Genomic DNA, 24,043 nt, shown 5'->3' with positions numbered 1-24,043 from the left:
TGCCGCCCCGGCCCGCCGCCGTCACCGCTCGTCCGGCGGCTCGGCCGGGTCTGCGGGGATCCGCCACAGCGGGTGCTCGCGACGGGCCCAACGGCGCTCGACCGACCCGGTGCGCATGCCACGGCGTGCCTCCGGGTCGGCGTACGCCATCGCGATGTGGCCGCCCAGCACGATGCCGATCGCGAGTGCCAGCCAGTCGTGGACGAAGGTCGCGCCGGTCCGCCACATCAGCGGGGCGAGCCCGGTGAACCACATCAGCAGCCCGGTGCCGGCCATCACCAGGACCGCACCCGCGATCCACGCCGCGTAGAGCTTCTGCCCCGCGTTGAACTTGCCGGCCGGCCGGGAGCCGGGCCGGTGGTCGCGGCGGCGCACGGCCCGCAGCCACGTCCGGTCGTGCGGTCCGAAGCGGTTGAGCCGCGACAGGTCGCCCCGCACGGCCCGCGAGAGGAGCCCGGCCAGCAGCGGTACGGGGATCAGCAGCCCGGACCATTCGTGCACGGTGACCACCAGATGGCGGCGGCCGACGAGTTCGGCGAGCTGCGGCACGTACAGGCAGGCGGCCGTCGCCACACAGAGCAGCATCAGCGCCGCCGTGCTGCGGTGCACCCACCGCACCGGCCGGCCGAACCGCCGCACCCGGCCGGACACCTCAGGTCGTGGGGGCGTCGTCACGGCCGTTGGACCGGCCGACCCAGGCGTCGACGTCATAACCGAGCTCCTCCCAGTAACCGGGGCGTACGGAGTCCGTGACGGTGATCCCGGAGAGCCATTTCGCCGACTTGTAGAAGTACATCGGGGCCACGTAGAGCCGGACCGGGCCGCCGTGGGAGTGCGACACCGGCCGGTCCTGCATGCGCAGCGCGACCAGCACATCGGCGCGGCGGGCCTGGGCGAGGGTGAGACTCTCGCTGTAGGTGCCGTCGAAGCAGGTGAACCGGATCGCCTTCGCCCCCGGCCGGACACCCGCCGCGTCCAGGAGGGCGGAGAGCCGCACGCCCTCGAACGGGGTCTCGGGCACCCGCCACCCGGTCACGCACTGCACATCGCGGACCATCCGGGTCTGCGGCAGCGCCTTCAGCGCGTCCAGGGTGTACGTGGCCGGGCGGTCGACCAGCCCGCCGACGGTCAGCCGGTAGTCGGCGGCGCTCTTCGACGGCACGGACGCGGCCACGGAGTAGTAGCGGAAGCCGCCGCCGTTGGGCAGCAGACCGGTCAGCCCGGTGGGGTCCTTGTCCGCGACCGCGCCCAGGCCCGATTCCAGGGTCCGTTGCAGAACGGGGGCGGCGACGAGCCCGGCGGCGCCGAGACCGAGCATCGTCAGGACCAGACGACGGCCGACCGGGGTGCCGACGGAGTCCGGATCGGGGCCGGGCGCCGCCGGATCGGGGCCGGCGCCGGGAGGGGGACTGTTCACTCCTCGATTCGAGCACTCCGGGCCGCCGGACGCCAGGGGCGGCCGCGGTCCGTCACCGGTCCGTCAGATTCTCCCGGTCACGGGCGGACCCCGGATGTCAGACTTGCGCCATGCCGAACCGTGAAGCGCTCAAGCCCTTCCTCCTCGTCTTCCCCGGACCGCTGCGCGACCAGCTGGTCGCCGCGGTGCTCGACGGGCGGAAGGTGTCGACGACCGGACTGCTCGTGGAGTACCAGGTGGAGAAGGAGGAGCCGCCCCCGGTGGGTGAGCGGTCGGCCCTGATCGATTCGGACGGCCGGGAGATCGCGGTGCTGGAGGTGACGGAGGTGCGGATCCTGCGCCTCGGGGACGTCGACCTCCAGCATGTGCTGGACGAGGGCGAGGGCGACACGTCGGTCGCGCAGTGGCGGGCCGGCCACGAGCGGTTCTGGCACAGCGACGAGATGCGCGAGGCGCTCGACGACCCGGGGTTCACGGTCGACGAAGACACGCTGGTCGTCGCCGAGCGGTTCCGGGTCGTGGAGCTGATCGAACCGGCCTGAGCGTGCGGCAGGCGGGCGGGGCCGGCCCTCATGTGCGGCCCGCGTCGGCCCCCGCCCGGTCCACGCGCCTGACGAGGTCCAGCCGCCGCCTGAGCGCGAGCAGCCGGGGATGGCGCTCGTGCATCTCTCCCGAGCGGCGGTCCAGCTCCTTGCCGAGGCGCTCCGTGCGCTTCTCGATGTCGAGCTCGTCCAGAACCCGGTCGACCTCGGCGAGCAGCGCCCCGTGCAGCTGCCATTTCCTGGGGTGGTCCTGGACCGCCGCCAGCAGCATCTGCGCCACCCGGTCCCGGGTCGTACGGCTGACCGTGAGCGCGTCGGCCAGCCGTGCCTCGGCGCCCTCCGCGCTGGCGGCGACCGGGGTGGTGATCAGCATCGAGAAGCTCTCGACGGCGTCCGCGAGCTGTCCGAACAGTTCCGTGAGCCCGGAGGCCACGTCGGCGGGGAAGAGGGGTTCGTCGACCCGGTCCTTGGCCAGGTCGGTCAGCGTCCTGGCCAGCACCCGGAGCACCACGGCGCAGATCTCCAGGGTGTCCAGACCGGTGCGCAGCACGACGCGGTAGAGCAGCCCCTGCCGGACCCGGGGGTTGAGCATGAGGCTCTCCTCGGCCTGCCGCAGCGAGGCGTCCACGGCCACGATGTCATGGTCGATGCGGCGGGCCCGGTGCAGCCGCTCGGCCGCCTGCCCGACAGTGACCCGGCCGCCCAGGTCACCGCCCAGGTCGCGGAGCATCTCCCCCATCTCACGAGCCAGGCCGTCGATCGAGGCCCCCGCCGACTGCACCCACACGGGCGGGGCGAACAGCAGGTTGAACAGCAGCCCCACGCCCGCACCGATCAGCGTTTCGAACACCCGCTCCCACGCGGTGTCGGCGACCTGCGCGACACCGAGCACCAGCATGGCGCTGATCGCCACCTCGGGGACGAACTCGTTCACCCGGACCAGCCGGCCGATGATCAGTGAGGTGAAGATCGTCAGCCCGAGGCTCCACCAGGACAGCCCGACCAGGGAACTGAAGCCGCTCGCGATGAGCACACCGACGACCACGGCGTTCACGCGCCGGATCCCCGTGGTGAGCGTGGCGTACAGGGTGACCTGGACGACGAGCAGCGCGGTGAGCGGAGCGGTCAGGGGGGCGGGCTGGGACAGCGTCGACGTCGCCACGGCATAGGCGATCACCGCGGCACCCGTGGAACGCAGGGTCTGGACCCGGACGGATTCGGTGGTGCGCCGGACGAGGTTGATCACCGGCTCGGCTACTCCTGGCATCTCCTTCTCATGCCCGCATCCGGTGCCCCGGCACTGCCCCGCGCCCCGAACCCCACCGGACGGACGCGCGGACCCGGCGCACGGAGCCCCGCGGGATCAGCCGACCGCCTCCGCCGCGGCCCGGCCGGCCGTACGCCCGGAGAAGATGCAGCCGCCGAGGAAGGTGCCCTCCAGCGAGCGGTAGCCGTGCACCCCGCCGCCGCCGAACCCGGCCGCCTCACCGGCCGCGTACACCCCGGCCAGCGGAGTGCCGTCCGCGGTGAGCACCCGGGAGGACAGGTCCGTCTCCAGCCCGCCGAGCGACTTGCGGGTCAGGATGTTCAGCCGTACCGCGATCAGCGGACCGGCCTTGGGGTCGAGGATGCGGTGCGGTGCGGCGGTCCGGATCAGCTTGTCGCCCAGGTAGGTGCGGGCGCCGCGGATCGCGGTGATCTGGAGGTCCTTGGTGAAGGGGTTCGCGATCTCGCGGTCGCGGGCGGTGATCTCGCGGCGCAGGTCGTCCTCGTCGATGAGCCCTTCGCCGGTGAGGGCGTTCATCCCGCGGACCAGGGCGCCGAGGTCGTTCTCGACGACGAAGTCCACGCCGTTGTCCATGAACGCCTTGACCGGGCCCGGCACGTCCGCGCGCGCCCGGCCGATGACCCCGCGGACGGACTTGCCGGTCAGGTCGGGGTTCTGCTCGGAGCCGGAGAGCGCGAACTCCTTGCCGATGATCTTCTGGTCCAGGACGAACCAGGTGTAGTCGTGACCGGTCCGCATGATGTGTTCGAGGGTGCCGAGCGTGTCGAAGCCGGGGAAGAGCGGGACGGGCAGCCGCTTGCCCCGGGCGTCCAGCCAGAGCGAGGAGGGGCCGGGCAGGATGCGGATGGCGTGCTTGGCCCAGATCGGGTTCCAGTTCTCGATGCCCTCGGTGTAGTGCCACATCCGGTCGCGGTTGATGTGGTGGGCGCCCGCGTCCTCGGCGATGCCGAGCATCAGCCCGTCCACATGGGCGGGGACGCCGGACAGCATCTTGGCGGGCGGGGTGCCGAGCCGCTCGGGCCACTGCTTGCGCACGAGGTCGTGGTTGCCGCCGATGCCGCCGGAGGTGACGATCACCGCCTGGGCCCGCAGCTCGAAACTGCCGGCCGTCTCCCGGCTGCTCGCGGTCCCGCGCGCCGCGCCGCTCGGCTCCAGGATCTCGCCGGTGACGGTGTCGATCGCGCCTGAGGTGCGGCCGAGACCGGTGACCCGGTGGCGGAAGCGGAAGCTGACCAGCCCCTTGGCGACGCCCTCGCGCACCCGGCGCTCGAAGGGGGCGACGACGCCGGGGCCGGTGCCCCAGGTGATGTGGAAGCGGGGGACGGAGTTGCCGTGGCCGGTGGCGTCGTATCCGCCGCGCTCGGCCCAGCCGACGACGGGGAAGAGCCGCAGGCCCTGCGCGTGGAGCCAGGAGCGCTTCTCACCGGCGGCGAAGTCGATGTACGCCTCGGCCCACTTCCGCGGCCAGTGGTCCTCCTCGCGGTCGAATCCGGCCGTGCCCAGCCAGTCCTGGAGGGCCAGCTCACGGCTGTCCTTGATCCGCATCCGGCGCTGTTCGGGTGAGTCGACGAAGAAGAGACCGCCGAAGGACCAGTGCGCCTGACCGCCGAACGACTGCTCGGGCTCCTGGTCGAGCAGGAGCACCGAGCGGCCCGCGTCGACGAGCTCGGCTGTGGCGGCCAACCCCGCGAGTCCTGCCCCGATCACGATCACATCAGCGTCGTACGCCATGGGTTCCATCCTTGTCGGGGCGAACCGGACACAGTCCGGCGGCGGGACCGCACATCACCCGTGCGGCCGCTCGCGAAGTTACTGGTGCGTCAGATCTTCGGTACCGACCGGCCCGGCGTCAACCGCCCGGTCGGCGGCACTCCGGCCGCACCGGTGGCGTACAGGCGCTATCGTCGAAACAATTCACCCTCTTCCGGCCTGACTTGGGGTAGAGAAGCGTGTCGGTGCTGGTTCTCGTACTCGCTGTGAGCGCCGCCTGCTGTCTGGGGTTCGGTTTCGTGCTGCAGCAGGCCGCGGCCAGTCACGCCCCGAAGAGCGACTATCTGTCGTTCCGGCTGCTGCTGGACCTGATGCGGGTGCGGAGCTGGCTGGCCGGTATCGGTCTGATGGTCTGCGGCATGGTGCTGGGCGCGCTGGCTCTGGGAAAGGGCGAGGTCTCCGTCGTCGAGCCGCTCCTCGCGACCAATCTGCTCTTCGCGATGACTCTGTCGCGCCACCGCACCGGCCAGCGGCTCGGCCGGCAGGGCTGGGCCGGGCTCTGGCTGCTGGCGTGCGGGGTGGCGGCCTTCCTGCTGGCGGGCGAGCCCACGGGCGGCGCGGCGGTGTCGAGCCCGCTGCGGCACTGGCTGGTGATCGGTGTGGTGGCGGGCATCGCCGTGGCGCTCACCATGTACGCCGCGCGCTCGCGGTCCGCGGCCGCCCCGGCGCTCCTCGCGGTGGCGGCCGGGCTGCTGTACGGACTCCAGGACGCCCTGACCCGGGTCAGCGGCCAGCGGCTCGGGGACGACGGCTGGGCGGCGCTGGTGACGAGCTGGCAGCCGTACGCGGTGCTGGTGCTGGGGGTGACGGGGCTGCTCCTGGTGCAGAGCGCGTTCGAGACCGGACCGCTGCGGATGTCCCTGCCCGCACTGACCGCGGCCCAGCCGCTGGCCGGAATCGCCTGCGGGATCGGGTTCCTCGGCGACCAGGTGCGCACCGACACGGCCGCCCTCGCCTGGCAGGCGACCGGGCTCGCGGCGATCGTGGTCGGGATCGTGCTGCTGGGGCTGCATCCGGCCATGCCGGAGGGGCCGATGGGCGGGCGCCGCGCGGAGAGCCTCCAGCCACGCTGAGTGCCTCCCGGGCTGCCCCCCGCCGTGCCCTTCAATGATCACGGCCGGCGGTCTGCTGTTGGATGAGGGGCATGAATCCTTCTGACGAGATCCTGGACATCGTCGACGAGAACGACGAGGTCGTCGGGCAGGCCCCGCGCGGCGAGGCGACCGAGCGGGGACTGCGCCACCGCTGTGTGTTCATCGAGGCCCGGGACGCCGACGGCCGGATCTTCGTGCACCGCAGGACCGCCACCAAGCTGGTCTTCCCGTCCCACTACGACATGTTCGTCGGCGGGGTGGTCGGTGCGGGCGAGACGTACGACGAGGCGGCGCTGCGGGAGGCCGAGGAGGAGCTGGGGGTGTCCGGGCTCCCCCGGCCGGTGCCGCTCTTCAAGTTCCTCTACGAGGGCGACCGGCACAGCTGGTGGTCGTACGTCTACCAGGTACGGTGCGAGCTGCCGGTGCGGCCGCAGGTGGAGGAGGTCGCCTGGCACACCTTCCTCGACGACGCGGAGCTGGCGGCGCGGCTCGGAGACTGGACGTGGGTGCCGGACGGACTGGACGGCTACCGTCGGCTGCTGGCCTTCCGGGAGTCGTCCTGAACCTGCTCGCGGAGCGTCACAGAGCGGCAGATAAGGTCCGAACGTGAACGAATTCGTACAGAGCATGCGGCTGTGGTTCGCGCCGCAGCGGATCCGCGACGAGGGCGACACCCCCGACTACCGCTTCTCGCTCGCCAACGAGCGGACCTTCCTCGCCTGGATCCGGACGGCTCTCGCGCTGATCGGCGGCGGTTTCGCCGTCGACCAGTTCCTGCCGGAGCTCTCGTGGGGCGTCCGGGCCGGTCTCGCGCTGGCGCTGCTCGCGGCCGGTGTGCTGTGCGCCCTGCGGGCGGTCAACCACTGGGTGCGCTGCGAGCGGGCCATGCGGCGCGGCGAGGACCTGCCGGTCTCCCGGTTCCCGACGCTGCTGGGTCTCGCGGTCGGCGTCGTCGCCGTGGCGATGGTGGTGGTGGTCCTCTTCGGCTGGGAGGGGCGGTGAGCGGGCCGGAGCGGGACCCTGGCCTCCAGCCGGAGCGGACCAGGCTGGCCTGGCGACGCACCACGCTCTCCTGCACGGTGGTGGCCCTGCTGGCGGGCAAGCAGGCGCTGCACGACGGGACAGGACCGGCCGGGATCGTCGCCCTGTCGCTGAGCGTGCTGGCCTGGCTCGGGTTTCTGGGGGTGGCCAACCGCCGGGTGCAGGGCATGGGCACCGCCCGCCCGCGGACACTCGGCCCACGCGAGGCCGCCGCGGCCGCGGTGTGCACGGTCGCGCTGGCCGTGTTCGCGGCGGCGATGCTCTTCTGAGATGCGGGACCCGGGCCGTCAGACGTCCCAGTCCACGGTGACGACGATCTTGCCGCGGGTGCGCCCCTGCTCGTTGAGCCGATGGGCATCGGCCGCCTCCGCCAGCGGGAAGACCCGGTCGACATGGACCGTGACGATGCCCCGCTCGGCCAGCTCCGCCAGATGCGCCAGATCCTTGGCGTCGGGCCGCACGAAGGCGTACTTCCCGCCGTACGAGAAGACCTCGGCGTCCGCGATGGACGTGAGACGTCCGTCCGGCGCGAGCGTATCGGCCGACACCCGCAGGGCGTCCCCGCCCACGGTGTCGAAGGCGGCGTCGATCCCGTTCGGGGCCAGTGCCCGCAGCCGGTCTGCGAGTCCGTCCCCGTACTCCACGGGTTCCGCGCCGAGCTGCCGCAGATGGTCGTGGTTGTGCGCGCTCGCCGTTCCGATGACCCGGCATCCCGCGTGCCGGGCGAGCTGGACGGCGACCGATCCGACACCGCCCGCCGCCGCGTGGACGAGGACGGTGTCACCTTCCCGGATCCGCAGCGACCGGTGGAGCACCTGGTACGCGGTGAGGCCGGCCAGCGGCAGTCCCGCGGCCTCCTCGAAGCTCAGGCTCAGTGGTTTGCGGGCGAGGGTGCGCACCGGGGCGGCGACGTACTCGGCGAACGTGCCGCGGCTGAGGAAGTCCTCCCGCACGTACCCGATCACCTCGTCGCCGACCGCGAACTCCTCGACCGCGACGCCTGGCTGCACCACGACCCCGGAGACGTCCCAGCCGGGGATCACCGGGAACACGGCCTCCAGGGTGGCGTCGAGCAGCCCTTCCCTGGCCTTGCGGTCCACCGGGTTGACCGCCGCCGCGCGCACCTTCACCAGGACGGCGTCCGGGCCCACCTTGGGGTCGGGCCGCTCGCCGTATTCCATGACGTCGGCCCCGCCGTACCCGCTGTAGCTGATCGCCTTCATCCTTCGACCATCGGCGCAGGCCGGGGGCGGCGCAAGTCATGCCGTGGCTGCCTCGAAGGGCGGCAGCAGGGTGCGCGGGTCGTGGCCCGAGTGCCAGAGCCCGATGAGGAAGGCGGTCGTCGCCTCCAGATACGCGGCCCGGTCGAGACCGCCTGCCCTCAGGGGTGCGCAGCCCAGGTCCCGCACCAGTGCCGCCACGGTCCGGAGCGCCTCCTCGTCGTCCCCGCACAGCGGCACGGCGACGGGCCCGTCGGCGAAGGCGGGCGGGGTGAGCCGCCAGACCGTGTCCGGGAGGTGGTTGAACGCCTTGATGACCCGGGCGCCGGTGGCATCGGCGATGGCGCGGGCGGCGCCGGGGCCGCCCTCGGTGGTGAGGCGGAAGCCGGGTCCGACGGCGTTGGTGCAGTCGATCAGCAGCCTGTCGTGCAGCGCCCCGTCGGCGGCGCCGAGCTCCCTGAGGGTGCCGGCCACCGCCTCGTGGGGCAGCGCGAGCAGCACCGCGTCACCGAAGGAGGCGGCCTCCCGGAGGGTTCCCGCTTTGCCGCAGGCCCGTGCGGCGAGGGCGCGGGCCCGCTCGGGCGAGCGGCCGCCGAAGAGGACCTGGTGCCCGGCCCCGGCCCACTGGGTGCCGAGGGCCTCCGCCATGTTTCCCGTGCCGAGAATGCCGATGCGCATATCCGTCTCCCTGACCGCAGTTGGCGTAGCGTCGTGCCGTTGGAGGGGACGGTAGAAGATCCGTTGCTCACCATTCGGTGCCCAACGGGCGCCACGGGGAGGGGAGACCTGTGGAACGGCTGCTCGCGGACTGCCCGGCCAGACTCGGTTTCGATGTGCTCTCGCACACCTGGAACGCCGTGGTCCTGCACGCGCTGGGCGAGGGCCCGCGCCGCCCGGGAGACCTTCGTGCGGAGATCGGCGGGATCAGCGCGAAGGTACTGACCGAGACGCTGCGCCGGCTGGAGGGTTACGGGCTGGTGGAGCGGCAGGCGTACGCGGAGGCCCCGCCCCGGGTCGAGTACGCGCTGACGGAGCTCGGCAGGACCCTGCTGGAGCCGGTCAGGGCGCTGGGCCGCTGGGCCGTGGAGCACGGCGACGCCTTCGTGGCGGCGCAGGACTGGGACGACTGAGCGGGCACGGGGCCGGGCGCGGGACGGACCGCCCCGCGGCGGGCCCTCACCAGCGCGGGATCGTCGGGGTCCGCCACTGCGGCTCGGCCTTGCGCATCGCGGCGGCGTCGTCGCGCTCGCGCATCGTGCCGTCGTCGTCGAGCCAGCGGCGGTGCAGTGCGGCCAGGCGCTCCCGGTCGAGTTCGACGCCGAGGCCCGGGGCGTCGGAGACGATGAGCCGGCCGTCCTCGAAGACATGGCGGTCGGTGATGACGTCCTCGGTCTGCCAGGGGTAGTGGCTGTCGCAGGCGTAGTCGAGGTTGGGGACGGTGGCCGCGACGTGCGTCATGGCGGCGAGGCTGATCCCGAGGTGAGTGTTGGAGTGCATGGAGAGGCCGACGCCGAAGGTGCGGCAGATCCCGGCCAGTTCACGGGTGCGGTGCAGCCCGCCCCAGTAGTGGTGGTCGGAGAGGATCACCTGCACGGCGTCCCGGGCGAAGGCCTCCGGGACCTCGGCGAGCGTGGTGACGCACATGTTCGTGGCGAGCGGGACGTCGGTGCCCGCCGCGACGGCGGCCATCAGCTCCGTGCCGCTCGCCGGGTCCTCCAGGTATTCGAGTACGTCCTTGAGCTGCTCGGCGACGTACAGCGAGGTCTCGACGGACCAGGCGCCGTTGGGGTCGAGCCGCAGCGGCTGTCCGGGGAACGCCTCGGCCAGGGCGCGGACCGCGGCGATCTCCTGCTCGGGCGGGAAGACGCCGCCCTTCAGCTTGAAGGAGGAGAAGCCGTAGTCGCGGGCGAAGCGCTGTGCCTGGGCGACGACCCCGGCCGGGTCGAGGGCCGCTCCCCAGTCGTCCCGCTCGCCACCCTCCGGGTGCCCGGCCCAGCGGTAGAAGAGGTACGCGCTGTATTCGACGGTGTCGCGGACCTTCCCGCCGAGCAGCGCGTGCACGGGCAGGCCGAGGGACTTGCCCAGCGCGTCCAGACAGGCCACCTCGAAGCCCGACACCACCGAGAGGCGCAGCTTGTCCGCGGTCTGGACACCGCGCAGCCCGCCCGCGTCGACCCGCCCGTCGGCCGCGCGTGAGTCTGCGCACACCTCGTCGGCGAGGGCGAAGAGTCCGTTCAGATCGCTGACCGGGCGTCCGACCAGGGCGGTGGCGAGCGGCTCGGCCAGTTCGAGGTACTTGCCGTCGCCGTACGTCTCCCCGACGCCGGTCGCCCCGCCGCGGGTGACGACCTCCACGACGAGCCGTGGGGTGTAGGGCTGGTGGACACCCTGGGTGTTGAGGAGCGGCGGGTCGGCAATGAGGATCGGGGTCAGCCGGACTTCGTCGATCAACAATGCTGTATCCATACGTGAACTCTATTCATAGATACGACTGAATACCAGGGGTCGGACCACGGATCGGACCGGAGTGGGCACATCCGGTTCCGGAAGTTCACTGGACGACATACCGACTGGTCGGCATCATGAACACCGACCGTTCATTCACCCCGGAGGTGCGCACGATGAGCCCAGTCCACCCGCCAGGTCTCGACCTCGACCGACTGCGCGGACACCTCGACCGCGAACGGCCGGGGCTGGTGAACGGACCGCTCGACGCCCGGCTCATCGAGGGCGGCCGTTCGAACCTGACCTACATCGTCACGGACACGGACGGCACCGGCCGCTGGGTCGTCCGCCGGCCGCCGCTGGGTCACGTCCTGGCCACCGCGCACGACATGAAGCGCGAGCACCGGGTGATCAGCGCGCTGCACGCGACGCCCGTCCCGGTCCCCGAGACGCTGCTGCTCTGCGAGGACGACTCCGTCATCGGCTCGCCGTTCTACGTCATGGAGTACGTCGAGGGCACCCCGTACCGCACGGCCGAACAGCTCGCCCCGCTCGGCGCCGAGCGTACCCGGGCAGCCGTGCTCGGTCTGGTGGACACCCTCGTCGAACTGCACGCCGTGGACCCGGAGGCCGTCGGGCTCGGCGACTTCGGGCGCCCCGAGGGCTTCCTGGACCGGCAGCTGCGCCGCTGGGGCAAGCAGCTGGACGCCTCCCGCAACCGCGAACTGGCGGACATCGACGAACTGCACGCGGCGCTCGGCCGCAAGCTGCCCGTCTCCCCCGCCCCGACGGTGGTGCACGGCGACTACCGCCTGGACAACGTCCTGCTCGGGTCCGACGACCGGATCAAGGCCGTGCTCGACTGGGAGATGTCGACACTCGGTGACCCGCTGACCGACCTCGGGCTGCTGGTGATGTACAGCTCCGACCTCGGACTGCCCGAGTCGCCGGTCTCCACCACCAGTGGCGCGGCCGGCCACCCCTCCCCCGCCGAACTCATCGAGCGCTACGCCGCGGGCTCCGGCCGGGACACCTCCGCCATCTCCTGGTACACGGCGTTCGCCTGGTTCAAGCTCGCCGTGATCCTGGAGGGCATCCACTACCGCTACACGCTGGGCCAGACCGTCGGCCCCGGCTTCGACCGCATCGGCGATCTCGTCCCCGTCTTCATCGCGCACGGCCTCAGCACCCTCCAGGAAGGCTGATCAACCCCATGGACTTCGCATTCGACGCCCGCACCGAAGAGCTGCGCGCCAAGCTGCTCACCTTCATGGACGAGCACGTCCACCCGGCCGAAGGGACCGCGGAAGAGCAGCGGGAGCAGCTCTCCTCGCCGTGGGACACCCCGCAGATCGTGGAGGATCTCAAGGCCGAGGCGCGCCGGCAGGGGCTGTGGAACCTCTTCCTGCCGGACGCCGAGTACGGCGCCGGGCTCACCAACCTCCAGTACGCCCCGCTGGCCGAGATCCTCGGCCGATCCCCGCAGTTGGCGCCGACGGCGCTGAACTGCGCGGCGCCGGACACCGGGAACATGGAGGTGCTCGCGCAGTTCGGCACCGACGAGCAGAGGAAGCAGTGGCTGGAGCCGCTGCTCGCCGGTGAGATCCGGTCCGCGTTCGCGATGACGGAGCCGGAGGTCGCCTCGTCGGACGCGACCAACATCGAGACCCGGATCACCCGTGACGGCGAGGACTACGTCATCAACGGGCGCAAGTGGTACATCTCCGGGGCGATGAACCCGGACTGCGCGATCTTCATCGTGATGGGCAAGACCGACCCGGACGGCGCCGACATCCGCCGTCAGCAGTCGCAGATCCTCGTCCCGCGCGACACCCCGGGGCTGACCGTGAAGCGCGCCATGAAGGTGTACGGCTACGAGGACCACTACCACGGCGGTCACGCCGAGGTGGTCTTCGACAACGTGCGGGTGCCCGTCACGAACCTGGTCGGCGAGGAGGGCGGCGGTTTCGCCATCGCCCAGGCGCGGCTGGGCCCGGGCCGTATCCACCACTGCATGCGGCTGATCGGGATGGCCGAGCGCGCCATCGAGCTGATGTGCCGGCGTGCGGTGTCCCGTGACGCCTTCGGCAAGCCGCTCGCCCAGCAGGGTGTGGTGCAGAACTGGATCGCGGACGCCCGGGTCACGGTGGAGCAGCTGCGGCTGCTGGTGCTGAAAACGGCCTGGCTGATGGACACGGTGGGCAACCGCGGTGCGCACACCGAGATCCAGTCCATCAAGATCGCCACCCCGCGTGCGGTGGTCTCCATCCTGGACCAGGCGGTCCAGCTGCACGGTGCCGGCGGCGTCAGCCAGGACTTCCCGCTGGCCGAACTGTGGGCGGCGGCGCGGACGCTGCGGCTGGCCGACGGCCCGGACGAGGTGCACCAGCGGTCGCTGGCGCGGCGCGAGATCAAGAAGTACCTGTAACGGACCGGCCTGGGCGGACCCGTACCGGGTACGGGCCCGCCCGGCGGTCAGTAGCCGCCGTACGGCAGGTGGTCGGCGAGCGCCAGCTCGCGGGCGAAGGCCCGCACCCGCAGCAGGCAGCGGGCGAGAAGCCGTACGCTCCGCGGCCGGTGCGGCCCGTAGGCCACGGTCCACAGGGCAGGGACTCGGGACGAAGCCTGGATGTGCGCCATGTCTCCAGCTTCGCCCCGTACCCGCGGTCGGTCCAACAGATGGATTCGCTGGCTCCCATCGATACGGTTGATGGATGGAGATACGTCAGCTCCGCCACTTCATGGCGGTGATCACACACGGCAGTTTCACCGCTGCGGCCCGTGCCGAACTGATCGTGCAGTCCGCACTGAGCACGTCGGTGCGCAATCTCGAACGGGAGCTGGGCGCCGAGCTGTTCGACCGGACCGGCCGCCGGGTGGTGCTCACCGAGGCGGGTCGGGCGCTGCTGCCGTCGGCCCGGACGGTACTGGCGGGCACGGACGCGGCGCGTGATGCGGTGGCCGCCGTATCGGGTCTGGCGACCGGACGGGTGCGGGTCGGCACGATCCAGACCCTGACCTGTGTGGATCTGGCCGCCGAGCTGGCCGCCTTCCACCGCCTGTGGCCCGGGGTGCAGATCTCGCTGCGCGAGGCGACGACCCCGGAGCTGCTGGCGGGGGTGCTCGCCGGTGAGCTGGATCTCGCCTATCTGGCACCGGACGCCGCCCAGCTCCCCGACGGCATCACGGAGTTCGCCTCCTGGCGGGAGGATCTGGTGCTGATCACCGCTCCGGGTCACCGGCTGGCGACGGCCGGGCGCACCCTGATCAAGGATCTCGCCGAAGAGCCGTTCGTGGACTTCCGGGCCGGCACCGGTCTGGAGACGGCGGTGCGGCGGCTGGCCGCCCACTGCGGTCTGGAGCGCCGGATCACCTGCGACGTCACGCAGATCCGGCTGCTCGTCGATCTCGTCCGGGCGGGCATCGGCGTGGCGATCGTGCCGCGCCGGATCGGCGAGGACGCCGGATTGCCGTGCGTGACCATCCGGCAGCCGGAGCCCGGCCGCACGGTGCTGCTGGTGGGCCGGGCGCCCCGGCCGCGCAACCCTGCGGCCGAGGCACTGCTGGGCCGGCTGGCCTGCGGCGGTCCGGCCTGACGGTCAGGGACGCAGCGCGCGCAGCAGCAGGTCGGCGAGGTGGTCGGCGACCTCCTGCTGGGTGAGCGGGCCGTCGGGCCGGTACCAGGTGGACAGGTGGTGGACCGAGCCGAAGTGGTAGTCGACGATGAGGTCCGCGGGGGTGGCCGTGGAGAAGACCCCGCTGCGCTGCCCCTCCTCCACCAGCGCCCGGAAGCGCTCGTGGTAGCGGCGTCGCTCCATCCGGACCTGCTTGTTCTTCTCCGGGCTCAGATGGTGCATCGAGCGGAAGAAGATCGAGGCGTCGTCGAGATTCTCGATCGTGGTGACGACCACGTCCGCCGCGGCGTCGCGCAGCCGCTGCTCGACGGGGGCCTCGGCGTCCGCGAAGGCGTCGAGGCGCTCCTGCTGGAGCCGCAGCACCCGGGCGTAGACCTCCTGGAGGAGATCCTCCTTGGAGCCGAAGTAGTGGTAGAGCGCGCCCTTGGTGACGCCGGCCGCCTCGACGATCTCCTGCACCGAGGTGCGGTCGTACCCCTGCTCGGCGAAGAGCCGGGTGGCGGCGGCCAGCAGCCGCTGGGGAACGGGGGTACCGCTCCCGTCCGTCGCCTTGGCCATAGCCGCCACCTTCCTTCCGTACAGTATGTGAACCGGTTCTAGCGGGGTGAACGCAGTTCCCGCCTGAGGATCTTCCCACTTGCCGTCTTGGGGAGTTCGGTCAGGATCTCGACTTCGCGCGGGTACTTGTACGCGGCGAGCCGTTCCTTGCAGTACACACCCAATTCGTCCGGTTCGACCGAGGCACCGGGCCGCAGACTGACGTAGGCCCGGACCGTCTCGCCCCGGTAGGCGTCGGGGACGCCCACGACGGCCGCCTCGCGGACGGCGGGGTGGGTGTAGAGGACGTCCTCCACCTCACGCGGCCAGACCTTGAAGCCGGAGGCGTTGATCATGTCCTTCTTGCGGTCGACGACGTAGAGCCAGCCCTCGGAGTCCATGAAGCCGATGTCGCCGGTGCGCAGTTCGCCCTCCGGGAAGGCGGCGGCGGTGGCCTCGGGCAGCCGCCAGTAGCCGGAGACGACCTGGGGGCCGCGCACCGCTATCTCGCCCTGCTCACCGAACGGCACGTCCGCGCCGTTCTCGTCGATGATCCGCACGACCGTGTCCGGGCCGGGAACGCCGACCGACAGGGTGCCGGAGACCGGGTCCACGGGGGCCTCGCGCTCGGGCGGTACGGACGCGCAGGGCGCGGTGCACTCGGTGAGGCCGTAGCCGTTGCGGATGTACGGGCCGAAGCCCGCGCGGAACTTCTCGACGAGCGCGGGCGGCAGCGGTGCGCCGCCCGAGGAGATCACCTGGAACGAGGAGAAGTGCTCGGGCGTGACCCCGGGGGTCGCGGCGAGCGCCATGAAGGCGGTCGAGGGGCCCACGGTGTACGCGGGCCGGTGCTCGGCGAAGGCGTCCAGGACGACACCGGGGTGGAAGCGGTACGCGAGGACGAGGGTGCCGGCGTTGGCGAGGCAGACGGCCAGCTGGCACACCATGCCGGTGATGTGGAAGAGCGGAGCGAGAGCGAAATAGGCGGAGCCCTCGGCGATGGGGTGGCCGGTGCGCTGGCGCTCGACGTTGACCATGATGTTGCCGTGGGAGTTCATGGCGCCCTTGGGGGTACCGCTGGTCCCGGATGTGTAGCTGATCAGCGCCACGTCGGCGGCGGTGAGCTCCCGGCCTGCGGGGGCCGTGCGGCCCTGGCGGGCGACGGCCACCAGATCGTCGGCGTCCTCGGCAGCGGGCAGCCGGCCGAAGTTCAGCACCCGGGCGTCGTTCTTCGTCTGGAAGTCCAGCTCGCAGGCGGTGACGGCGATCCGGACGTCCGGGGCAGCCGCCGCGGTGTCCCGCAGATAGGCATCCCAGGCCCGGTCCGAGCAGATCAGCGCGCTGACCTCGGCGTCCTTCAGTACATGGCCGACCTCGCCGGACTTGTACATCGGATTGAGCGGGACGACCGTCGCCCCGGCCTTCCAGGCGCCCAGCAGCGCGATCACGAACTGCGGCGAGTTCTGCAGCATGATCGCGACCCGGTCGCCCCTCTCCAGCCCCCGGGCGGCGAGGTGGCCGGCCACGGAGTCGGAGAGCTCGTCGGTCTCGCGGTAGGTGAGGCGCCCGTCGAAGTAGGCGAGCGCCGGGTGCCCGGGGGTGCGGGCGGCTGACTCCCGGAAGGCGTGCACCAGGGTGGCGGCCGGGTGGACAGGGGCCCGCTGGGCCTCACTGAGCAGCGGCAGCCAGGGCTTCGCCGCGTAGATCGACTCGGTCATGCGCCGGTCTCCTCCCACTTCTGCTGGAGATGGTTCATGCTGCCGAGCCAGTGGTCGGTGTCCTTGGCACGGGCCCGGTAGTACCCGGCGACCTCCGGGTGCGGCAGGACGAGGAAGCGGTCGTCGGCCATGGCCGCGAAGAGCGCTTCGGCGACGTCCTCCGGCTCGATGGCACTCGGCGCGAGCACGAGCTTCCCGGCCGATCCTGCGGCGGTCAGCATGTCCGTACGCACGCCCTGCGGACAGATCGCGTGGACCTTGATGCCGCGGTGGCCGTAGGTGAGGGCGAGCCATTCGGCGAAGGCGACCACACCGTGCTTGGTGACGCTGTAGGGCGCCGCGCCGATCATCGTGAGCAGTCCGGCGGCCGACGCGGTGGAGACGAACCTGCCGCTGCCGCGCTCCAGCCAGTCCGGGAGCAGCGCCCTGGCCGCGCGGACGTGGGCCATCACGTTGACGTCCCAGGCGGCGGCCCAGACCTCCTCGTCGGCGAAGGCGTCGCCGGGCGAGGCGAGGCCCGCGTTGGCGCAGTAGACGTCCACGGTGCCGTCCAGGGCGTCCCTGGCGGCGTCGACGATCTGTGAGGCGTCGCCGGCGACGGCGGTGCCCCCGATCTCCTCGGCGAGCGCCTTGATCCTGCCCTCGTCGAGGTCGTTGACCACGACCCGCGCACCCTCGGCGGCGAATCTGCGGGCCAGCGCGGCTCCGATGCCGCCTCCGGCCCCCGTGACCACTACGCCCGCGCCCTGCACCGTACTCATCGGTCCCGCCTCTCTCAGCCGACTGCACCAGCAGACTAACCAGTCGGTATGTCCTCGGGGAAGAGGCTGGCGCCACTCGTGCGTCACTCCTGCCGCATCCGTCCCGTCGGGCGCGTTCCCTGCGGCCCGGGCGCGCGCTAGCGTGCGTGACCATGACAGACGTCGCGATCATGGAGGTAGCCGAATGAGCCTGACCAGACGTGGTTTGCTGGCCGCCGGCGGTGCCGTGGGAGCTCTCGCGGCGACGGCCGCGTCGGCCGCGCCCGCAGCCGCGGGTACACCGCACGGCACCGGACACGGGCACGGGGGCGGCGGACACCGCAGGCTCCTCACCGGCTTCGACCGGCTGGCGGCGGACGGCTACGCGCTCCTGAAGGGGCAGCGGGTCGGGATCGTCACCAACCCGACCGGGGTCACCTCCGACGTGCGCCACATCGTCGATGTGATGCACCCGGACGGACGCGTGAACCTCACCGCCGTCTTCGGACCGGAGCACGGCTTCCGGGGCACCGCGCAGGCGGGCGGCTCCGAGGGCCGGTACGACGACCCGGCGACCGGACTCCCGGTCTACGACACGTACCTCAAGAGCGGGCAGCCGCTGGCCGACGTCTTCACGGCGTCCGGCGTCGACACGGTCGTCTTCGACATCCAGGACGCGGGCGCCCGCTTCTACACGTACATCTGGACGCTGTACGACTGCATGGAGGCCGCTGCCCTCGCGGGCAAGAAGTTCGTCGTCCTGGACCGGCCGAACCCGGTGACCGGACGGGCGGCGCTCGGGCCGGTCCTCGATCCGGCCTTCGGCACCTTCGTGGGCCGCAGGGAGATCTCCCAGGCGCACGGCATGACGGTCACCGAACTCGCCCTGCTGTTCAACGGGGAGTTCCTCGCGGACCGTCCGGCCGAGTTGGAGATTGTGAAGATGTCGGGGTGGTCGCGCTCGGAGTTCTTCGACGCGACGGGGCTGCCGTGGGTGCCCCCGAGCCCCAACATGCCGACGCCCGACACCGCGCTGGTCTACTCGGGCACCTGCCTCTTCGAGGGCACCAACCTCTCGGAGGGGCGCGGCACGACGCGGCCCTTCGAGCTGCTCGGCGCGGAGGGGATCGACCACACGTGGGCGGCCGCCGCGAACGCCCTCGACCTGCCCGGAGTGGCGTTCCGCGAGGCGTACTTCGCGCCGACGTTCTCGAAGTTCGAGGGCGTGACGGTGGGCGGCGTCCAGCTGCACGTCCAGGACCGCGAGGTCTTCGACCCGGTGCGCACCGGGATCGCGTTGCTGGTCACGGCGAAGCGGACCTGGAGCGGGTTCGCCTGGCGCGAGGACAACTGGATCGACAAGCTCACCGGCAACACCCGGGTCCGCACGATGATCGACGCGGGTGCGGACACGGATGAGGTCGTGGGGGCGTGGGCGGAGGATCTTGCCGCGTTCCGGGCGGTGCGGAAGCGGTATCTGCAGTACCGGTGAGCCCGGTCGCCGGGCGGGTCGTTGTGTGCGGGCCCGCCCGGCGAACCGGTTCCGTCCTCAGGCACCGGACGGTCTCGGACTGCCCGCCGGACGGGCTCGGGCTGCCCGCCCGGCGGGTTCGGACTCAGCGGTGTGCCGGGAATTCCACCACCTGCTGGTACGTCGGGCGGTTCTGCCAGTGGATCGCCTTCTGCGCGATCCCGCCCAGTGCCCGGTGGATGATCGAGTCGGTGCACCACTGCTCACCGGCCTTGCAGGTGTCGTCGGCCGGGTACACCTCCGCCGCCGGTACTGCCGCCGCCTCCTTCAGCGTGGACAGCAGCGCCGCACGGCAGCTGCTCAGATCGCCGTTGCCGCAGTAGGACTTGGCCAGCGGCCCCTTGACCGGCTGCCCGAGCACCTGACGCAGGTCCTTGTCGGCGAAGCCCCACCAGCCGTACTGGAAGGCCGAACCGCTGTGCGCGCCGCTCGGACCATGGCTGGCCGCCGGGGACTCGTCGGTGGCGAGGTTGGCGGTCAGCGCCCCGTACAGGTCGTCGCCGAGGCCGGGCCTGAACTCCGCGTCGATCAGCTTCGGCCACCACGCGTCCATGATCCGTACCGCGTCGGCGTACGTGTACGTCTGCGAACCCGGGCTGCTCTCCTTGCGCTGGGCGCCCGCCGCCCGCCAGGAGTCCAGCTGCTGGACCACCGCGTTCAACTCCGGGTCGGTCACCGGCTGGGAGCGGATCACCTTCAGCAGTTCGGGCAGCAGCTGCTCCCCGCGCAGATCGGTGAGGGCGGCGTCCGCCATCGCACGGGTGAGGGATGCACGGGTCACGCCACCCTCCTCCACCAGCTTCGACACCCGCTCGTCGAGCAGATCGGCCCGGTGCACCGCACTGAGCCCGAAGCCCGCGGAGGCGTACCCCTCGGCCTGCTTGTTGTTCCAGGACACGTAGTAGTCCTGGCCGCTGGAGTGCGGGTGCTCGGCGAACGGGGTGTACTCGGCGGTGTTGGCCGCCGGGTCGTAGCCCTTCCACTCGTACGCCTTCTCGGCCTTGACGGGCAGCGCCGGGTCGACGCCCGGGGCACGCACCGGGTTCATACCGCTGTTGTAGAAGGCGGCGGTGCGCGAGTCGGCGTAGAACCAGTTGAAGGCGTAGTCGATGTTGCTCGCCGCCTGCTGGAAGGAGGCGGCGTCGGTGACGTACGACGGATCGTTGAGCATCTGGAAGCCGATGATCGAGTCGGCCTCGTGCCGGTAGGTGGTGCGCAGCGTGGTGTACGCGACGGGCTTGCCGTCCACCGTGGCGCGGTGGGTGACGACGCCGTAGCCGGTGCGCCACACCTGCATCCGGTAGGAGCCCTTCGCCGTGGAGTCGGCGACGGTCGGCTTCCAGGAGTTGGTGCGCTCCAGCTTCTCCATGGCGGTGCAGTCGCCGCGGTAGAGGTAGTGCGTGGAGTTCTTGGTGGGCGTGGAGCCGTCGGGCTCGCAGAGTGGGACGGTGTAGGTGTCGGTGATGTCCTGGCCGGCCGAGGTGGCGCTCCAGGCGTAGTCCTGGCCGCGGCCCATCTGGATGTACATGCCGACGCCGGCGAAGGAGACACCGCGGGCGCTGATGCCGGGGCCCTGGAGCTCCTGGAGCATCATCAGCTGCGGGGCGAAGTAGCCGGTCTGCGGGCCGAACACGGCGATCGGGTTTCCGCTCGCGGTGCTCTTGCCGGAGACCAGCAGGGCGTTGGACATGCCGCGCTTCTGGGCACCCGAGCCGGAGCCGGGGAGCGAGCCCTCCGGGATGACTCCGTCGTCGTAGATGCCCTGGGCCTTCTTGAGTTGGGCCGGGGCCTTGACCGGGTCCTTCTCGTCGGTGCCGGCGGAGCCGGTGCGGTCGTAGATCAGCGGTTCCGCGGTGACCGAGCCGGAGTCGGGAAGAGCCGTTCCGACGGCCTTGTCCGGCTTGTTCGCGTACGGGAAGGAGGTGCCGTCGTGGACGGTCAGCACGGCCTCGGGGTCGTTGCGCTGCCGGAACGACTCCCAGACCTTGGTGCCTTCGGCGACGCCGTACTTCTGCTGGGCGGACAGCAGCGAGAGCGCCGCCTGCACCTCACCGCCACCGCCGCCGCCGAACTGGCCGCCGACCACGGAGGCGATCGAGATCAGGTCGGTCAGCTGGAACGGCTGGATCTCGCCCACGTTGGTGATGGCGTCGATCTTGCCGGTGAGGACGTACTCACCGGGGAAGTACCGGCCCTTCTTCGACTTGTCGCGATAGGAGTTGATTCCGTCCACATAGGCCTGCGCGTCGGCCATGGCCTGTTCGCCACGGGGGCCCTCATGGGTCCTGATGTACTCGACCTGGGCCTGGAGATCGGCCTCGGTGTACGGGGCCTGCGGCCAGAACTGCTGCTCCAGGCCCTGGTTGGCCAGCGCGCCGCCGGCGAACGAGGTCAGTTCGCCGCGTCCGATGTGACGGAAGAGGTCCATCAGCCAGAGCCGGTCCTGCCCGGCCGCGAATCCGGCGCCGAACTCGGTGCCGTACCGGGTGGTGCCCTTGATGTGCGGGACACCGGACACCTTGTCGCGGGTGATGGTGACGTCGTCGCGGGGCGAGGTGACGGACTCGACCTGGTCCTTCGCGACGCCGAAGGAGGCGTCGTTGAAGAAGTCGGTGAGCTTCTGGTCGGTGAGGCCGGTATGCCCGTCCACCAGCCCGTTGTAGCGGTCGAGCTGGTCGTCGCTGTGCGCGGGATGCGTACCGAACGCCTTGTTGCCGAGAATGTCGACGAGGGTGGCGTTGCCGTTCTCGCCCGGTGGCAGGATGTCGTCGCACTGCCCCTGGCAGTAGTCGGCGACGGGTACGGGGTCCGGCTCGGCGGCGCCCGCGTGGGGCGCGGTGGCCAGCAGGGAGGCACCGAGTGCGAGAACGGCCGCGATCGTGGCGGCGCGGGACTTGCCGGTGCGGGCGGAAGTGCCGGTGCGTGGGGGCATGCATGCTCCTCGGAGAGGCCGATGCGCCGGAGGTTACCGGCGGTATGACCCGCCGGTAAGGTGAACATCGGTCACCTTTTCCGAATCACCACATGCCGTCACATGACGAGCGGTCATCTCACCAGATGGACGATCACACCTTTGGATGGCACCGATCCGGGCAGTTGTACGTCCACTCATAGACGCCGAAAATTCGGGCGACGGATGACGAGCGACGGAGGTGGCAGCGCAATGGCCGGTTTCCGGAGTCTTGCGAGACAGGTCCGCGATCCGCGGAGCGATCTGGCACTGCGGCGGTACTCGCTGCGCAAATGCCTGGAGCGCTTCGCCCCCTATGGACACCGGGCAACCTGGGATCACCTGTGTGCCCGGCATGGAATCGGGCCCGAGGACCGGGCCCCCGATCCGGTGCGGCTGATGCACGCACTGGAGGAGCTGGAGACGGCCCGGGCGGTCTGGCTGGGCTACGAGGCGGGGTTCGCCGAACGCCGCCGGCGCGAGAAGCACGACGGACTGCGCAGGCCGGGCGCGTTCGACGACTGGCACCGGCGCACCTGGGGCGGGAACGGGGTCGCGCGGTGCGACGACCCGGCCGTCCACCCGGCGGCGCCGCTCGCGGAGGTGCTGGTCCGGCTGATCTCGGCCCTGGAGTCCGAGCCGGGCACCGGCTGCCCGGTGTGCGCACAGGCCCGGATCGCCTGGCGACAGGACCTGCACAGCGAGCCGTGGTCCGGTCCGGTCTGCACCGGCTGCGGGATCGTGGTACCGCAGCCCGTGCTCACCGAGGCGGCGCTGGCCAAGGCCCGGCGGACCCGGATCGGCGACCTGGCATCGGTGGCCTGAGGAACAGAGCGGCCCGCCCGGCGTCCGGCGACGCACGGCTGCCGGACGGGCAACACAGGCCGGCCACGGCCGCGCTCAACACCCTCCCGCACGCCCCTCGCTGTCACACTCCCCGCCCTTGCGCCGCACAGCCTTGCGCTCCGGCACCTTCCGCTCCGGAACCTTCCGCTCCGGCATCAGACGCGAGCCGCTGATCCGCTCGCCCGAGATGTCGTCCGGGTTGGAGAGCACACAGGTCTCCAACGACAGGCAGCCGCAGCCGATGCAGTCGGTGAGGTGGTCGCGCAGCCGCGCCAGCTGTTCGATCCGCTCGTCCAGCTCGGAGCGCCACGCCTCGGAGAGCCGCGCCCAGTCCTCGCGGTTCGGGGTGCGCTCCTCCGGGAGTTCGGCCAGCGCGTCCCGGATGGTGGCGAGCGGGATGCCGACCCGCTGCGCGGCGCGGACGAAGGCGACCCGGCGCAGCGCGTCCCTGCTGTAACGGCGCTGGTTCCCGCTGGTGCGGCGGCTGTCGATCAGGCCCTTGGCCTCGTAGAAGTGCAGGGCCGAAACCGCGGCGCCGCTGCGCGCGGAGAGCTGGCCGACCGTGAGTTCATGGAGTGTCTGTGGGATCTGGGGCACTCCCCCAACCCTACGTGGCCCGTTCCCGGCCGGTCCGTCGTTGACAGGAACGCACCCGCGAACCATGCTGAGCAAGCGCTTAGACAGCGCCGGTGCATGGTTGGTCGAGAGCGGGAAGGCAGGGACCAGGGACATGGCAGAGCCGAGGATCTTCACGTCCGCGCAGGAGCTGCGCGACGGAGTGGGCGAGCAGCTGGGACACAGCGACTGGCTGGAGATCGAGCAGAAGAGGATCGACCTCTTCGCCGACGCCACCGGCGACCACCAGTGGATCCATGTGGACCCGGAGCGCGCCGCGGCCGGGCCGTTCGGCACGACGATCGCGCACGGCTACCTGACGCTCTCGCTGCTCCCGGCGCTCGTGCCCCAGGTCCTGCGGGTCGAGGGCATGAAGATGGGAATCAACTACGGGACCAACAAGGTCCGCTTCCCCTCGACGGTGCCCGTGGGATCGCGGCTGCGGGCGACGGCCGTCCTGAAGAGTGTCGAGGAGGCGGGCGGTGGCGTACAGGTCACCGCCGTCGTCACGATCGAGCGCGAGGGTGGCGACAAGCCGGCCTGCGTGGCCGAGTCGGTGTCGCGCTACTACTTCTGAGGCCCGCCGGGGCCCCCGCCCCCCGCGAGTGCCGGGGGGGGGGGTGGTCGGGCGCAGCCCGAACCCCCCGCCCATCC

25 protein-coding genes are annotated in these 24,043 nt (G+C 71.5%); 12 read left to right on the top strand and 13 right to left on the bottom strand.

Annotation, left to right across the window (positions count from 1 at the left end):
- Nucleotides 1-21 precede the first annotated feature (21 nt).
- Both ACFVW8_RS21085 and ACFVW8_RS21080 read right to left on the bottom strand, forming a co-directional pair.
- Nucleotides 22-711: a cytochrome b/b6 domain-containing protein gene (locus ACFVW8_RS21085; RefSeq protein ID WP_389692154.1), complete on the bottom strand. Its 690-nt coding sequence runs from the start codon at nt 709-711 to the stop codon at nt 22-24.
- The gene (locus tag ACFVW8_RS21080) at nt 653-1,417 is read right to left on the bottom strand and encodes a molybdopterin-dependent oxidoreductase (protein ID WP_389692152.1); all 765 of its coding nucleotides are present in this window, start codon (nt 1,415-1,417) and stop codon (nt 653-655) included. The genes ACFVW8_RS21085 and ACFVW8_RS21080 overlap by 59 nt, the downstream gene beginning before the upstream one ends.
- Before the next feature lie 110 nt (nt 1,418-1,527).
- Here ACFVW8_RS21080 and ACFVW8_RS21075 point away from each other — a divergent pair, with 110 nt between their 5' ends.
- Nucleotides 1,528-1,959, top strand: a complete 432-nt coding sequence (locus ACFVW8_RS21075) for an ASCH domain-containing protein (protein ID WP_389692150.1) — start codon at nt 1,528-1,530, stop codon at nt 1,957-1,959.
- Nucleotides 1,960-1,987: 28 nt separating this feature from the next.
- Here the strand turns inward: ACFVW8_RS21075 and ACFVW8_RS21070 are convergent, their stop codons facing one another.
- On the bottom strand, nt 1,988-3,226 hold the full coding sequence (locus ACFVW8_RS21070; protein ID WP_389692148.1) for an aromatic acid exporter family protein: 1,239 nt from the start codon (nt 3,224-3,226) through the stop codon (nt 1,988-1,990).
- Nucleotides 3,227-3,322: 96 nt separating this feature from the next.
- Entirely contained in the window at nt 3,323-4,978 is a 1,656-nt protein-coding gene (locus ACFVW8_RS21065; protein ID WP_389692146.1) for an FAD-binding dehydrogenase, read from the bottom strand.
- Nucleotides 4,979-5,196: 218 nt separating this feature from the next.
- Between ACFVW8_RS21065 and ACFVW8_RS21060 the strand changes: the two genes are divergently transcribed.
- From ACFVW8_RS21060 to ACFVW8_RS21045, 4 genes are all read left to right on the top strand, one after another.
- A complete protein-coding gene (locus tag ACFVW8_RS21060) occupies nt 5,197-6,090 on the top strand; it encodes a DMT family transporter (protein ID WP_389692144.1) in 894 nt (297 codons plus the stop codon).
- Between the two features lie 71 nt (nt 6,091-6,161).
- On the top strand, nt 6,162-6,674 hold the full coding sequence (locus ACFVW8_RS21055; protein WP_389692142.1) for an NUDIX hydrolase: 513 nt from the start codon (nt 6,162-6,164) through the stop codon (nt 6,672-6,674).
- A gap of 43 nt (nt 6,675-6,717) precedes the next feature.
- Nucleotides 6,718-7,113, top strand: a complete 396-nt coding sequence (locus ACFVW8_RS21050) for a YidH family protein (RefSeq protein WP_389692140.1) — start codon at nt 6,718-6,720, stop codon at nt 7,111-7,113.
- Nucleotides 7,110-7,421 (top strand): DUF202 domain-containing protein, encoded by a 312-nt coding sequence (locus tag ACFVW8_RS21045; RefSeq protein ID WP_389692138.1) that lies wholly within the window; start codon nt 7,110-7,112, stop codon nt 7,419-7,421. Before ACFVW8_RS21050 ends, ACFVW8_RS21045 begins: the two co-directional genes overlap by 4 nt.
- An 18-nt stretch (nt 7,422-7,439) precedes the next feature.
- On the opposite strand, the gene ACFVW8_RS21040 is transcribed toward ACFVW8_RS21045, so the two are convergent.
- Nucleotides 7,440-8,375 carry an NADP-dependent oxidoreductase gene (locus tag ACFVW8_RS21040; RefSeq protein ID WP_389692137.1) on the bottom strand — a complete coding sequence of 312 codons (936 nt, stop codon included), beginning with the start codon at nt 8,373-8,375 and terminating at the stop codon, nt 7,440-7,442.
- A 36-nt stretch (nt 8,376-8,411) separates the two neighbouring features.
- Nucleotides 8,412-9,050, bottom strand: coding sequence for an NADPH-dependent F420 reductase (locus tag ACFVW8_RS21035; RefSeq protein WP_389692135.1), 639 nt, complete (start codon nt 9,048-9,050; stop codon nt 8,412-8,414).
- A gap of 110 nt (nt 9,051-9,160) precedes the next feature.
- Between ACFVW8_RS21035 and ACFVW8_RS21030 the strand changes: the two genes are divergently transcribed.
- Nucleotides 9,161-9,502 (top strand): winged helix-turn-helix transcriptional regulator, encoded by a 342-nt coding sequence (locus ACFVW8_RS21030; protein WP_389692133.1) that lies wholly within the window; start codon nt 9,161-9,163, stop codon nt 9,500-9,502.
- A 46-nt stretch (nt 9,503-9,548) separates the two neighbouring features.
- Here ACFVW8_RS21030 and ACFVW8_RS21025 read toward each other — a convergent pair whose 3' ends face one another.
- On the bottom strand, nt 9,549-10,838 hold the full coding sequence (locus ACFVW8_RS21025) for a glucarate dehydratase family protein (protein WP_389692131.1): 1,290 nt from the start codon (nt 10,836-10,838) through the stop codon (nt 9,549-9,551).
- A gap of 155 nt (nt 10,839-10,993) precedes the next feature.
- On the opposite strand from ACFVW8_RS21025, the gene ACFVW8_RS21020 reads away from it, so the two are divergent.
- Nucleotides 10,994-12,022, top strand: coding sequence for a phosphotransferase family protein (locus ACFVW8_RS21020; protein WP_389692129.1), 1,029 nt, complete (start codon nt 10,994-10,996; stop codon nt 12,020-12,022).
- 8 nt (nt 12,023-12,030) lie between these two features.
- Nucleotides 12,031-13,245 (top strand): acyl-CoA dehydrogenase family protein, encoded by a 1,215-nt coding sequence (locus ACFVW8_RS21015; RefSeq protein WP_389692127.1) that lies wholly within the window; start codon nt 12,031-12,033, stop codon nt 13,243-13,245.
- Nucleotides 13,246-13,292: 47 nt separating this feature from the next.
- Here ACFVW8_RS21015 and ACFVW8_RS21010 read toward each other — a convergent pair whose 3' ends face one another.
- Nucleotides 13,293-13,457 carry a hypothetical protein gene (locus tag ACFVW8_RS21010; protein ID WP_389692125.1) on the bottom strand — a complete coding sequence of 55 codons (165 nt, stop codon included), beginning with the start codon at nt 13,455-13,457 and terminating at the stop codon, nt 13,293-13,295.
- A 74-nt stretch (nt 13,458-13,531) separates the two neighbouring features.
- Here ACFVW8_RS21010 and ACFVW8_RS21005 point away from each other — a divergent pair, with 74 nt between their 5' ends.
- On the top strand, nt 13,532-14,413 hold the full coding sequence (locus ACFVW8_RS21005) for a LysR family transcriptional regulator (RefSeq protein WP_389692123.1): 882 nt from the start codon (nt 13,532-13,534) through the stop codon (nt 14,411-14,413).
- Nucleotides 14,414-14,416: 3 nt separating this feature from the next.
- On the opposite strand, the gene ACFVW8_RS21000 is transcribed toward ACFVW8_RS21005, so the two are convergent.
- Genes ACFVW8_RS21000 through ACFVW8_RS20990 form a run of 3 tightly spaced genes read right to left on the bottom strand, consistent with a single transcriptional unit; the run spans nt 14,417 to nt 17,468 of the window.
- On the bottom strand, nt 14,417-15,010 hold the full coding sequence (locus ACFVW8_RS21000) for a TetR/AcrR family transcriptional regulator (RefSeq protein ID WP_389692121.1): 594 nt from the start codon (nt 15,008-15,010) through the stop codon (nt 14,417-14,419).
- 38 nt (nt 15,011-15,048) lie between these two features.
- Nucleotides 15,049-16,707, bottom strand: coding sequence for an AMP-binding protein (locus tag ACFVW8_RS20995; RefSeq protein ID WP_389692119.1), 1,659 nt, complete (start codon nt 16,705-16,707; stop codon nt 15,049-15,051).
- A complete protein-coding gene (locus ACFVW8_RS20990) occupies nt 16,704-17,468 on the bottom strand; it encodes an SDR family oxidoreductase (protein ID WP_389692117.1) in 765 nt (254 codons plus the stop codon). The genes ACFVW8_RS20995 and ACFVW8_RS20990 overlap by 4 nt, the downstream gene beginning before the upstream one ends.
- A gap of 184 nt (nt 17,469-17,652) precedes the next feature.
- Between ACFVW8_RS20990 and ACFVW8_RS20985 the strand changes: the two genes are divergently transcribed.
- Complete coding sequence (locus tag ACFVW8_RS20985; protein ID WP_389692115.1) at nt 17,653-18,939, top strand: exo-beta-N-acetylmuramidase NamZ domain-containing protein; 1,287 nt, start codon at nt 17,653-17,655, stop codon at nt 18,937-18,939.
- A 124-nt stretch (nt 18,940-19,063) separates the two neighbouring features.
- Here ACFVW8_RS20985 and ACFVW8_RS20980 read toward each other — a convergent pair whose 3' ends face one another.
- Complete coding sequence (locus ACFVW8_RS20980) at nt 19,064-21,910, bottom strand: penicillin acylase family protein (protein ID WP_389692113.1); 2,847 nt, start codon at nt 21,908-21,910, stop codon at nt 19,064-19,066.
- Nucleotides 21,911-22,141: 231 nt separating this feature from the next.
- Here ACFVW8_RS20980 and ACFVW8_RS20975 point away from each other — a divergent pair, with 231 nt between their 5' ends.
- On the top strand, nt 22,142-22,753 hold the full coding sequence (locus tag ACFVW8_RS20975) for a hypothetical protein (RefSeq protein ID WP_389692111.1): 612 nt from the start codon (nt 22,142-22,144) through the stop codon (nt 22,751-22,753).
- Between the two features lie 75 nt (nt 22,754-22,828).
- Here ACFVW8_RS20975 and soxR read toward each other — a convergent pair whose 3' ends face one another.
- A complete protein-coding gene (soxR, locus tag ACFVW8_RS20970) occupies nt 22,829-23,371 on the bottom strand; it encodes a redox-sensitive transcriptional activator SoxR (RefSeq protein ID WP_389692109.1) in 543 nt (180 codons plus the stop codon).
- A gap of 133 nt (nt 23,372-23,504) precedes the next feature.
- Here soxR and ACFVW8_RS20965 point away from each other — a divergent pair, with 133 nt between their 5' ends.
- Nucleotides 23,505-23,966, top strand: a complete 462-nt coding sequence (locus ACFVW8_RS20965; protein ID WP_389692107.1) for a MaoC family dehydratase — start codon at nt 23,505-23,507, stop codon at nt 23,964-23,966.
- Nucleotides 23,967-24,043: the final 77 nt, after the last annotated feature.

The sequence above is a fragment of the Streptomyces sp. NPDC058221 genome, assembly GCF_042882365.1.
Taxonomy (GTDB): domain Bacteria; phylum Actinomycetota; class Actinomycetes; order Streptomycetales; family Streptomycetaceae; genus Streptomyces.
This window is presented reverse-complemented; position numbering and strand designations above follow the sequence as displayed.

Coding starts and splice junctions, on each gene's coding strand:
- ACFVW8_RS21085 (WP_389692154.1), bottom strand. CDS start 711: ATGACGTCGACGCCTGGGTCGGCCGGTCCAACGGCCGTGACGACGCCC.
- ACFVW8_RS21075 (WP_389692150.1), top strand. CDS start 1,528: ATGCCGAACCGTGAAGCGCTCAAGCCCTTCCTCCTCGTCTTCCCCGGA.
- ACFVW8_RS21070 (WP_389692148.1), bottom strand. CDS start 3,226: ATGCCAGGAGTAGCCGAGCCGGTGATCAACCTCGTCCGGCGCACCACC.
- ACFVW8_RS21065 (WP_389692146.1), bottom strand. CDS start 4,978: ATGGCGTACGACGCTGATGTGATCGTGATCGGGGCAGGACTCGCGGGG.
- ACFVW8_RS21055 (WP_389692142.1), top strand. CDS start 6,162: ATGAATCCTTCTGACGAGATCCTGGACATCGTCGACGAGAACGACGAG.
- ACFVW8_RS21040 (WP_389692137.1), bottom strand. CDS start 8,375: ATGAAGGCGATCAGCTACAGCGGGTACGGCGGGGCCGACGTCATGGAA.
- ACFVW8_RS21035 (WP_389692135.1), bottom strand. CDS start 9,050: ATGCGCATCGGCATTCTCGGCACGGGAAACATGGCGGAGGCCCTCGGC.
- ACFVW8_RS21025 (WP_389692131.1), bottom strand. CDS start 10,838: ATGGATACAGCATTGTTGATCGACGAAGTCCGGCTGACCCCGATCCTC.
- ACFVW8_RS21020 (WP_389692129.1), top strand. CDS start 10,994: ATGAGCCCAGTCCACCCGCCAGGTCTCGACCTCGACCGACTGCGCGGA.
- ACFVW8_RS21015 (WP_389692127.1), top strand. CDS start 12,031: ATGGACTTCGCATTCGACGCCCGCACCGAAGAGCTGCGCGCCAAGCTG.
- ACFVW8_RS21010 (WP_389692125.1), bottom strand. CDS start 13,457: ATGGCGCACATCCAGGCTTCGTCCCGAGTCCCTGCCCTGTGGACCGTG.
- ACFVW8_RS21005 (WP_389692123.1), top strand. CDS start 13,532: ATGGAGATACGTCAGCTCCGCCACTTCATGGCGGTGATCACACACGGC.
- ACFVW8_RS21000 (WP_389692121.1), bottom strand. CDS start 15,010: ATGGCCAAGGCGACGGACGGGAGCGGTACCCCCGTTCCCCAGCGGCTG.
- ACFVW8_RS20995 (WP_389692119.1), bottom strand. CDS start 16,707: ATGACCGAGTCGATCTACGCGGCGAAGCCCTGGCTGCCGCTGCTCAGT.
- ACFVW8_RS20990 (WP_389692117.1), bottom strand. CDS start 17,468: ATGAGTACGGTGCAGGGCGCGGGCGTAGTGGTCACGGGGGCCGGAGGC.
- ACFVW8_RS20985 (WP_389692115.1), top strand. CDS start 17,653: ATGAGCCTGACCAGACGTGGTTTGCTGGCCGCCGGCGGTGCCGTGGGA.
- ACFVW8_RS20980 (WP_389692113.1), bottom strand. CDS start 21,910: ATGCCCCCACGCACCGGCACTTCCGCCCGCACCGGCAAGTCCCGCGCC.
- ACFVW8_RS20975 (WP_389692111.1), top strand. CDS start 22,142: ATGGCCGGTTTCCGGAGTCTTGCGAGACAGGTCCGCGATCCGCGGAGC.
- ACFVW8_RS20965 (WP_389692107.1), top strand. CDS start 23,505: ATGGCAGAGCCGAGGATCTTCACGTCCGCGCAGGAGCTGCGCGACGGA.